This window comes from Bartonella sp. AA168HLJHH (assembly GCF_042197365.1).
Classification (GTDB): Bacteria; Pseudomonadota; Alphaproteobacteria; order Rhizobiales; family Rhizobiaceae; genus Bartonella.
The window spans coordinates 1-11,765 of sequence record NZ_JBHIRS010000016.1 but is presented as its reverse complement, the minus strand read 5'-3'; the positions used below and the strand labels follow the sequence as shown (position 1 = coordinate 11,765).

Annotated in this window: 4 protein-coding genes and 1 pseudogene; all 5 read left to right on the top strand. The window is 36.6% G+C overall.

The window, feature by feature from the left end:
* Positions 1 to 909: 909 nt before the first annotated feature.
* Positions 910 to 3,591: an autotransporter outer membrane beta-barrel domain-containing protein gene (locus tag ACFINM_RS07980; protein ID WP_375641036.1), complete on the top strand. Its 2,682-nt coding sequence runs from the start codon at positions 910 to 912 to the stop codon at positions 3,589 to 3,591.
* Positions 3,592 to 4,035: 444 nt separating this feature from the next.
* Complete coding sequence (locus tag ACFINM_RS07975; RefSeq protein WP_375641035.1) at positions 4,036 to 7,446, top strand: autotransporter outer membrane beta-barrel domain-containing protein; 3,411 nt, start codon at positions 4,036 to 4,038, stop codon at positions 7,444 to 7,446.
* A gap of 529 nt (positions 7,447 to 7,975) precedes the next feature.
* Positions 7,976 to 8,104: a hypothetical protein gene (locus ACFINM_RS07970; RefSeq protein ID WP_375610851.1), complete on the top strand. Its 129-nt coding sequence runs from the start codon at positions 7,976 to 7,978 to the stop codon at positions 8,102 to 8,104.
* A 28-nt stretch (positions 8,105 to 8,132) separates the two neighbouring features.
* Positions 8,133 to 8,860: pseudogene (locus tag ACFINM_RS07965) on the top strand (autotransporter outer membrane beta-barrel domain-containing protein); the annotation flags it as partial.
* Between the two features lie 167 nt (positions 8,861 to 9,027).
* A partial coding sequence (locus ACFINM_RS07960; protein ID WP_375641034.1) for an autotransporter outer membrane beta-barrel domain-containing protein occupies positions 9,028 to 11,765 on the top strand: 2,738 nt, incomplete at its 3' end.

The following is an 11,765-nucleotide window of genomic DNA, read 5'->3' as shown; positions in this document are numbered from 1 at the left end:
TGAAATATTTTCAATGCTCTTATGATGAATCCATAAAAAGCATTCCTTTGTCTATTATATGTAAGATTAGCAAGTGGATAATCGTTTAAGAAAGGAGTCAATATAATTTGGGGGATTATGTTAAGAGGAGAGGATTTACAATATTAGAAATTGACAAAGACAAAGATGCTACTCAGGCGCAATGAGGGCTGTATCCGATAAACTTTATATTATATCTGCTGCCGTTATGAAATGGAGATGGAAATATGAAATATATCTGAGAAAATTGGTGGATTAGAAACATAAATAACGTATTATTTTTTGAAAATGCGTTTTCTTTAAAGAATGTGATAAATAAAAAGATAAAATTATATGTCATTTTCACCTTTTAGATACGGCTCTGAATATTTTAAAATGTTGAAAAGAGATGGTAAAAATCGGAACAGATTTTAATTTTTACACTTTCCTCCTCTTTCTAAATTAGTTCGTATTTCCATAAATACTGCCTAAAACAGCTGTATGTGATAGCTTTGCTTCCCAATTTTGGCATATATTCAGTTTTGTCTGCTTACGAGTGCCCATTGTTTCAATATAATATTTATCTCGAATATTAATTATACACGCTTTGGGTATTGATTAAACAACAGTTAAAATAGGCATTCTTAATGTACAAAAATCCCTTAAAGCTGCTTTTAAATAACAACTTTAAAGATGATTTTTCTCTAATTTTCAGTTATATTTTTGCAAATCCCTTATAAAAAAATAGATTTAGACTGTATTTTTAGTAACTTTTAAATTCCATATTTACATAAAACACAAAAAGCATTAATAAGATCTGCGCAGTTAATCCAAAACGTATTAATTTTTTCTCTTTGTTAAGTTTTTTGATACATTACGTATTACTTTTATGGGCAAAATTATGGTGTAATTATGGTCAATCTATTTAAAAATCGTTTTTCCTTATGTACTTTTACAACAGCATTTCTTTTTTGTGCACACAATGTTCATGCTACGGTTCAAGGTGGTGCTGTTGTTAATACTGGGGTACAAGATCGTTCTGGCGTTAATGGTAAGACACAAAATAATCAGGATCAATTTTCATGTAGTATGAATAGTGAATTTTATCGGTGTAATGATGGTAAAAAACACTACTTTTACAATAAAAATTATCAAAAAACTGATGAAAATACGAATGAAACTGTTGCTATACAAGCATCTGGAAGAAAAACGCTTCTCTTAGGGAAAAATATAACTGTTAAGGATGCTTCAAGTGCTGTTATTTCAAAAGAAAGTTTTTGGAAGTATGGGGTCGTGGCGAGTGAATATGGACAAGTGATTATAGAAAGAGGAGAGATTAACTTTACAAAGGGTATCGGAGTTAAAATAAAAAATTGGGGACAGGTCGATTTAAGGAGTAGTTCTATTACCGAACAAGGTAGTCAGGGGATGGGTATAGATGACCATAATGAAAATTCAGCTTTTCATGCGTCTAATGGGTTTATCCATTTTGAGAAAGGTAAAGTTAATCTAGCCAATGCTCATGGTTTTTCAATGCATGGGAATAATATCGATGGGAAGGGTGTCTTTATAACTATCGTGGATTCTACGGTTTTGGTAGAAAGTAATACGTCTTATGGGTTGCGTTTTTGGGAGGGACTAGGAGACAGAAATGAGGAAATGAAAGATCACGAGTATCCCTATTCTTTTTATATTTTTGCGGGTGAGGAAGAGATGTTCGGAAGTCTTCCAAAAACGAACTTACCCGTACGAGGGATTGTTGACTTGACAAGAACCTCTTTTACAGTTCCAAAGAGTGCAGCTATTTATAGCAGAGGATCTGGTGGTGTTGTTAGGCTGTTGGATAATTCCAAACTTTCTGGAGATTTATTACTGAAGGTTGAGGATGGCTCTTTTGTGAAGGTTTCAGTGGATGCTTCTACACTTGTAGGGGGGACACATGTTGATGAAAGTTCTTCTGCTGAATTTCGGTTGAGAGGTGATTCAAAATGGATTTTATCACGACCGAAAAATAAAAATTTGCAAGTTCCTAGTTCTATAGGTGTTTCATCAATTTCATTAATACATCTTATTGATAGTTCTATTATTTTTGAACAACCAGAAACTAACATAGTTGATGGCTATCAAACCCTTCGTGTTGGGAGAGGAACAGGTGAAGTTTATAAAGCACAGGGTAATGCACATCTTTATCTCAACACTTATTTGAATAAGGGGGGGGCTCTTCAGAATCAAAAAACGGATCGTTTTTTGATCCATGGTGATATTGAAGGAAAAACGATAGTACATGTGCATGGTGTTTCAGGAAGTCCAGGAGGTGGTACGGAGCGTTATGGAAATGACAAAGGTATCTCGATTATTCAGGTTTCTGGAATAGCGGAGAAAGATTCTTTCTTGTTGGATGGTGATTATATTGCATTGGACGGTCTACCTTACCAATATAGGCTTCATGCTTATGGCCCAAACTCTGAATTAGGAAGAGCGAGTGCGTCTCAAAGATTAGTCGAAGGTGAAGGAGATTTTTGGGATTTCCGCCTCGAAAATGGATTTATTGATTCTGATACTACATTTAGATTAACTCAGAGTTCTAAACTTAGTTTAGGTGGTGAGCATCATTCTAGGCAAGGCGTTAAGGTTGTTGTTCCTCAGGTTCCAACTTATCTGCTTTTGCCAAATAGTTTATTCCATGCTGGTTTAATGGATATAAGCAATCAAAACAAGCAGTTAGAGACAGTACGGACTAATCCTAGTGGAATGTTGGAAATTCGTGAAAATCCTGCTTCATTTTTGCGTGGCTATGGTGGAAGTTATCGTTATGCCTCAGATTTATCTGCGCTTGAATATGGTTATGGGGGAGATCTAGGGTACTATGCACTAGAGACAGGTGTTTTGCTACAAACTGTTGAAAATGTTGACAGTGTTATATCCTTTGGGGTGATGGGGTCTTATGGAAAGCTTTCTCTACAACCTCGAGATGTTGCACAAAGCCAAAAAAGTACATTTGATAAATGGACTGCTACAGTTTATGGCAGTATGCAGCATGATGTAGGATTCTATGTTGATGGTTTGTTATCTTATGGTCTGTTTAAGGGAGATGTTCTGACAACTGCGCGGGGTAAAACGGCAACATTGAAGGGTAACCCTTTAAGTGTTTCCTTGATGAGTGGTCAGAAAATTGCCACAGGATATGAAGGTGTTGTTTTTGATCCACAGGTTCAGGTTGTTTATCAGCATCTTCAATTTAATGAGGTCCGCGATATTGATAATTTTAATATTGAGATCGATAAACTTGATCAATTGATGGTGCGTATGGGTGGTCGCTTGATAAAGACTCTTACTGCGTTTGAAAAAGATCGTGATGTTTCTTTTTATGGAAAGATTCATTTTGCCCATGATTTTGGAAAAGAAAGGTCTGTGCGCTTTAAAGATTCTTTCCAGTTAGGGGCTTTTGGTTCTTCTCTAGAGGCTGGATTAGGTCTTAATGCTCGCTTGTCTCAAAAATTTGCGCTTCATGGTGATTTGGTTTATCAGCATAAGTTGAGTAAAGGTGGTTTTTCTGGAATCAGTTTTTCTGGTGGATTGCGCTATCGTTTTTAGGATGATCATCTTGAGGTAAGTTGTTTAAAAAACCACAAGCTATGCTTGTGGTTTTTTATTATTTGTTTGCAACTTTTTAAATAAGTTTTTTAAAAAAATGTTTTTTTGCATGAGCTAGTTTGTTTCTTTTTAGAAACGAGATAAGACTTTCTGGTTTGCAGTTTTTGCTTCTTATGCTGTTTTTCTTCTTTGAGTTTATTTTTATTAAATTCTCTTGAAATCACTGCTTTGGGGTGGAATTTTTATTTCTATCTATATTTTTACGCGTTTTTATAAATAATACAATTTTAAATTGTGATATTTTGGGATTCTGGCTTTACATAAAACATAGGGTGGATATATAAAATACAAAACGTATTTTAAATTATCACGCGTAACCAAAGTTATTAAACAGAACGCGTGTTTTTTGTTTTTAGAGAAGGGGAAGAAAGTTTGTAGAAAATTATGTTTAAAAATCATCTCTCTTTATATCATTTTACAACGGTTATTTTTTTCTTTGTATACAATACTGATGCAGGTGAGATTTCTTCTGAGAAGAAGCCATATTCATGTAACGAAAGTGCCTCATTTTATCGCTGTAATGATGGTAAAACGCATGAAATTACCAAGAAAACTTATCAACTTACGGGTGAAAGTTCTGATGCTGCCATAGAGGCATCAGGGAAAAATACAGTCATTGAGGGAGAGGCTATAATCATTAACGGTGTTTCGAATGCACATGGACATTCAGAAACAAACGCTTGGACAACAGCTGTAAAGTCCTCAAATGGGGGAGGCGTTGCTCTATTTGATTCCATGTTAAATAACGTGTCGATAGGGGCCGATATTAATGATGAGGGAGCTTTTGAAATGCAGGATGGGGTGATTAAAGCAACCAGAATGGGGATCAGTGTTGGGGGTAAAGGGTCGTTTGTTTCTTTGACCAAGACAGAGATTAAGACATCTTCTGATGCGATAGGTCTTTTGAGTCATAATGGTGCAAAAATTTATATGAAAGGAGGAAAAATTGATTTTGCTGATGGTATTGGTGTTCAAACAGGAGGAGATGGAGAAATTAATTTAGAGGGCGTTTCTATTACTGGGAGGGGGAAACAGGGAACAAATACAGATAATCATCGTGAAGGTTCTGCTTTTAGTATGCTTCAGGGGAAAGGCTCTCTTAATTTCCAGAAGGGAAACGTTAATGTCGACAATGTTCATGGCATTGTAGTGCAGGGGAATAACCATAATGCTGCTCATATAAAATATTCCAATGTTTTTGTGAGAGGGAATGGATTTAATGGTATGCACTTTTTTTGGGAAGCTGTCTTAAATGATAAAAAAACAATTATACCTGGAAAAGGGACTGTCCATGTGACAAAGACAACTTTTATGGCTCCAGAAAGTACGGCTATTTATAGTCGCGAATTCGAAAGTTCTGTTAAACTCTCACAACATTCAAAAATTTCTGGAGATTCACTCCTGAAAGCTGTTGAGCGTTCTAATGTAAAGATTGAGGCTGATGCTTCTACCCTTGTAGGAGGCGCACATGTTGATGAAAGTTCTACAGCTAAGATAGATTTAAAAAATGGTTCAAAGTGGATTTTATCGCGACCAAAATATGACAAATTGCAAAATTCTGATGCTTCTGGTTCTAGGTTAAAAGATTATTCTTCTATTTCATCGGTTAATCTTACGGATAGTTCTCTTGTTTTTGAAGAATTAAAATCTAAAAAAACAAATGGTTATCAGACACTTCTCATTGGAAAAGGATTTGGGACTGTCTATAAAGCGCACGGTGATGTGAATCTTTATCTTAATGCATATTTGGATAAAGGCGGAGCTCTGCAAGAGCAAAAAACTGACCGGCTTTTAATCAATGGTGATCTTGAAGGAAAAACAACAGTTCATGTTTATAAGATTCCTGGAAGTCCAGGGGCATTGACGGGAGATGGTGGTAATAATCAGGGGATTTCCATTATTCAGGTTTATGGAAAAGCCATGGAAGATTCTTTTCAGTTAAAGGGGGGGTATGTCACACTTGAAGCCTCCCCCTATCAGTATCATCTTAAGAGTTATGGTCCAGGCTCTGCTTTAGGGGCGGCAGATTCCAATCAAAGAGTGCTTAAAAACTCTGGAACATTTTGGGATTTCCGACTTGAAAGTCAATTTGTTGATTCCACTAAAGTTTTTCCTGTTCTTGATTTGGTTGTCCCCCCTTCTTCTGATGATATTCCTTCTTTTTCTAAAATTCATCCTAATATTACTGGAGGTGAGGATGGTTCTATTGATTCTAACTCTCAGCAAAAGTCTCAGGAGCCAAGTCTTTCTTCTCCTGTAGATTCTCCTGATAGGGATTCCCATCTTACGACCACACCTAATGTATCTGATGTTTTTGTACTTGAGATCCCCAATCCTCTTTCCTCTCTTGCACCTGTTGTTCCCGCTATTGCTGAATCTAATCCAGTTTCTCCACCTGCATCTGGTTCACCTGTTCCGCCCCATGTTTCACCCACTCCTTCTGTTGTTTCCCCAGTTGCATCTGGTTCTTCTGTTCCGTCATCTGTTTCATCCATTCCTTCTGTTGTTTCCCCAGTTGCATCTGGTTCACTTGTTCCGCCGCATGTTTCACCCACTCCTTCTGTTGTTTCCCCAGTTGCATCTGGTTCTTCTGTTCCGTCATCTGTTTCATCCATTCCTTCTGTTGTTTCCCCAGTTGCATCTGGTTCACTTGTTCCGCCGCATGTTTCACCCACTCCTTCTGTTGTTTCCCCAGTTGCATCTGGTTCTTCTGTTCCGCCATCTGTTTCACCCACTCCTTTTGTTGTTACTCCACCTGCGTCTGGTTCTTCTGTTCCGGCATCTGTTTTTGAGCCTTCTTCTCATTTTGAGCCAAATGTGAGAGTCGTTGTTCCACAGGTTTTGACTTATATTCTTGTGCCAAATACCTTATTTTATGCTGGATTGATGGATATCAGTAATCAAAGCAAGCAGTTGCAAGCGCTGCGAACTGTTCCTGGTCGGTTGTTGAAAAATGATGAAAATCCCGCTTTGTTTTTGCGCGGTTACGGTGGACATCATCATTATACTTCAAATTTGTCTGCATTTAAATATGGTGATTATGGCGGTGAGCTTGATTATAATGCACTAGAGGCAGGTATTTTACTCAAGAAAATCGAAAGTGCATACAGTACGACATCTTTTGGGATTATGGGAAATTATGGCAAGCTTTCTTTGCAGCCTCGAAAGGTTAAAAAAAGTCAAGAAAGTATATTTGATAAATGGACAATCACAGCATATGGAAGCATGCAGCATGATACGGGTCTCTATATGGATGGTCTCTTCTCTTATGGTTTGTTTAATGGAAATGTTCTCACACTTGAGCGAGGTAAAACGGCTGCATTGAGAGGGAAGCCCCTAAGTGTTTCTTTAATTGCTGGTAAAACGTTTATGATAGGCAGCCGATATTTTATTTTTGAACCACAGGTTCAGTTTGTTTATCAAAATCTCCAGTTTCATAAGACTCGTGATATTGATAATTTTAATATTGATATGCGAAGTCCAGATCATTGGGGGATGCGTATTGGTGGGTATTTAACGAAGACACTTACATTTACTAAAGATAAAGATGCACATGTTCTCTCATTCTATGGTAAGCTTCATTTCATTCGTAGTTTTGATGATAAACAATTTGTATATTTTAAAGATGCCTTCCAGCTTGGTTCCTTTGGGACTTCTTTAGAAGCTGGATTTGGTGTTTTTTCGCAATTATCTCCCAAAATTATTTTTCATAGCGATCTGATTTATCAGCATAAATTTACGAGTGACGGCTTTTCCGGAACGCATTTTTCTGGTGGATTAAGTTATCATTTTTAATTGTATTTTTCTTTAATACATCCTTTGTGAAAGACATAAGCACAAAACATGGTTTTGTTGTGTCGTTTTTCTGATTTTTGACTTTACATATAATACAAAACAAATTATATGTAACGGTACATAATAAGTAGATGAACTAGGTGTGTCTTTTCAGTTTTTTATGAATAAAATAAAGGAAGTTTAGACTAAATTATGATTAAAGTACTAAAACGCTATGTGTGTGTTCTCTTACGACCTCTATTTCTTTCTTCGTGCACAATATAGATGTGAGTGCAGAAGATTATAACCCCTCGTGTAATTCTCTTTTTAAGTCGTATTCGTGTGATACAGTTGATGCTTCTCGTACTTTTGGAAGTCGTAATAAGTTATATATGAGTGGATTGGATAGGAGGACTACAGGTGTTATTTTTACAATACGAACTCATAACATAGTTATTAAGCCGCAAAAAAGTAAAGGGGAAAAAGGCTTTCAGGAACTGATGGAATTTTAGAATTAAAGAGATCTGGGAAGATTACATCAGCAGTGGTTGTGTCAAAAGATAATAAAACTTCTTTTAAAAAGAGTTCTATTACAGGAAATGGCGAAAAGAAAAGTGGTAGAAATGCTACGTTATCTCAATCTGTGTTTGGTGTGAAGCAGGGTGGTTCTTTCCTTTGATGAAGGTAAGATTCAGGTTTCTGATGTTCATGGTATAGAGGCAAGTGTCTTGCTCAATGCGATTGAGGATACACATCACACTTTGAGCTTTGGAATAATGGAGAATAATGGAAAAAAAACTCTCTACAACCTCAAGATGTTAAAGAAAGCAAAAAAGTACATTTGATAAATGGTCTATTACAGTATATGGCAGCATGCAGCATGATACAGGCTTTTATATAGATGTCCTTTTTTCCTATGGTTTATTTAAAGGGGATGTTCTCACGCAAGCAAGAGGCAAGACAGCAACATTGAAGGAAACACCTTTGAGTGCTTCATTGATTGCGGGCAAGTCATTTACGACAGGGCATAAAGGGGTTATTTTTGATCCGCAGGTTTAGGTTATTTATCAAAATGTGCGGTTTGATAAGGCGTCTGATATTGATGGTTTTGATATTGAGATGGGAAAACTTGATTTATGGGTGATGCGTGTTGGTGGTCTTTAAGAAAGATGCTTGCTGCTTCTAAAGAGGCTCTTGTTGTTTCTTTCAATTGCAAGCTTCAGCTTGCCATTAGTTTTAGAGGAAAACAACGTGTGCGGTTTGGAGATGAATTCCAATAAGGGCTTTTGGCTCTTCTCTAGAAACTGGAATGGGATTGAAGGCTCAGTTGTCTTCAAACTCTGCTTTGCATGGAGATGTAACTTATCAGCATTGCCTTAGAAAAGGTGGTTTTTCAGGGATTATTTTTTCAGGCGGTTTATACTATCGTTTTTAGGTGCCTATGAAATATAGAGTAATTTTTATATAAGTTATAGAGTGTTTTATGAAGTATAAAGTGATTATTTAAGTTTTATACTTGCTATAGTGTGTTTAACTTAATGTTATGGGGAATGTTTTTTATTTTTAACTAACAGGGGAGAAAGGCAAATTGGGAATAAAGTTATGGTTAATGTATTAAGCGGGTATAGATTTTTATTTATTACAACGGCTATTGTTTCTTTTTTGTCAATCGTGAGTGTTAATGCGAATCCTAATAATTTAGGAACTTCCTGTAATGTATCAGGGAGTTTTTTTACATATAGCGATAGTAAAAAACATACGATAAGTAATAAAAATTATACTCCTTCTGTCTCTTCTCTAGATGATTTTATTGCTGTCTTCTCTATAGAAAAAGAGGGAACTGTTTTAAATTTATTAGAGACAAATATTATCTCGCATAGGCCAAAGCAGTCATTTTTATATAGTGCATCTGTAAAAGATGATGGCAAGCTTGTTCTAACCAATTCAAATATTAAGGATATGTCCGGTTTTCGTGTTCAGAACGGGCAAGTTGTGATGAATAGAGGGAAGATTGAAGGTAGTTTGCAAGCTGTATGTGCAGAAGGAAAAAAAACCGATATTGCTTTAGTGAGCGTAAATATTGATATTGTATCAGATAATTTGAATGCAAAAGGGATTGGATTTGTGAGTAGTTCTGATGCATTCGTTAGGATGTCAGGCAGTACTATTACTTTTCATGAGATTGGTGCGTTTTCAACACAATTTGGGGGAAAATATCTTATTGATACAACCAATATTCAGGGAAAAGGTAAGAAACATACGATTGTAGTTGATAATGAAACTATTGATGAATTTCCAAGAGCTTTTGACATATCACAGGGTGGTGATGTTCATTTGCGTGGTGATTCTATTCAGCTCACTGATATGCATGGCTTCTTGATTACGAATTTTGCAGGTTATGCAGATGCTGAAGGTAAATTGGTTCAAGAATACGCTTCATCAAATGAGTTTAAAAAGACAAGTATTAAGATAGAAAAAAACAATATTTCTGTTCAGGGTGAGGGAGTATACGGTCTGTATTTTTATGGATTAGGTCCAGATGTATGGGGTGATATGTTTAAGGTAGGGAGTGAAAAACTTTCAAAAGTAGAAAAAATTGTTTGGGGTGAAGCATCTTTGCATTTGTCACAGACAGCTTTTTCAGTTCCTGATGGTATTGCCATTTATAGTACGGGGGATGATATTTATGGAGCTGAAGCTACTATTGAATTAACAGAAAGGACAAAGATCTCTGGTGATTTATTGTTAAAGGCTCAAAATAATTCTTCTCTATTGGTGAAAGCAAAGGATTCTACCCTTACAGGGGGTATTCGTGTTGAGGATGCATCAACTGTTCACTTAGAATTAACAAATGGCTCTGCATGGTATCTCACCAAAAGGAAACATACAGATTTGCAGGAATCTCTTCCTGTAGATTCATTACTTTCGTCTATAAGCATTTCTGATAGCACAATTTTTTTTGATAAATTTATATCTCAAGATTATCAAACGCTATATATTGGAAAAGTATATATTGAGAAAGGAAGTAATCTAAATGACATAAATCCAATAGAGGGGATACAGTATGATAAAGAAGCCTATAATGCAAAGGGAAATGTGCAGATTAAGATGAGTGCGTTTGTGAATAATGACGGCTCGTTTAATCCTCAAAAAACTGATCGTATTTTGATCTACGGGAATGTTTTGGGAAGTACACTGCTCATGATGGAGAAATTTTCCAAAACCTTAGAAGGAGAAGCTGGCAATAAAGGAAGTCAAAGTATTTCACTTGTTCAAGTTGCTGGGACAGCAGAGGAAAGTTCTTTTAAGTTAGCCAATAGTTATACTACGGTGAATGGATTTCCTTATCAATATAAACTTCGTGTCTATGGTCCAAGTTCTTCTTCTGGAAATGCAGATCCAAAGAATAGATTGGTTGTTGGAGAAGGGGATTTTTGGGATTTTCGTCTCGAAAGTGTTTACATTGGTCCTGAATTAGATTCTTCTGAAACTGCTTCTAAGCCAACGTCTACAGTTTTACCTCCTCAATCTGAAGAAGAGACGGTTCCTTCTAAACGACCAACAGAGACTATTTCACCTGAACAACCCCCTTCTGTTGAGCCTCCACTTATACCATCTACACCTTCTTTGCCTGAGGGATCTGAATCGTCTGAAACATTTATCCCTACGGATTCGACGCTGACTCCTTCTGCACCAGTTCCGTCTCCCTCAGTACCAACAGTTCCAGAAAATCCTTCTGCTGTGCCTATGCCTGCACCATTTGTTCCAGTTGAGACTTCTACGGATGAGGTTATGCCATCTAAGCCCTCTGTTCCGGAGGACACTTCATCTCTGGATACTGTTTCTCCTCCTTCTGTCCCTGTTGAACCAAAGCCTTCTCAGTCCTCTGAACCTTTAGATCCTTCATCTAATCTCTCTATACCGCTTGATGTTCAGTCTAATCTCCAAATTAGAGCTGTTGTTCCACAGGTTCCAACTTATCTTCTTTTGCCAAATGCCTTATTTCATGCTGGTTTAGTGGATATGATCACGCAAAATAAGACGTTGGAGACAATGCGGAATGCTTTTCATTCTTCTTGGAAAGAGAATGAAAAGACAGCCTTTTTTCTGCGTGCTTATGGGGGGAGCCATCATTATGCTTCCAATTTATCTGCTTTTGAATATGGCTATGGTGCTGAGCTCGATTATAATGCACTTGAAGCAGGTGTTTTGTTAAACGAGATTGAGAGTTTATATGGTCGTACATTCTTTGGAGTTTTGGGGAACTATGGAAATCTTTCTCTACACCCTCAGGATGTTGAACAAAGCAAAAAAAGCGCATTTAATAAATGGTCTGTTGC

What these genes read in the sequence shown, in the direction of transcription:
- ACFINM_RS07980 (WP_375641036.1), top strand. Translation starts at nt 910, where the DNA reads ATGGTCAATCTATTTAAAAATCGTTTTTCCTTATGTACTTTTACAACA.
- ACFINM_RS07975 (WP_375641035.1), top strand. Translation starts at nt 4,036, where the DNA reads ATGTTTAAAAATCATCTCTCTTTATATCATTTTACAACGGTTATTTTT.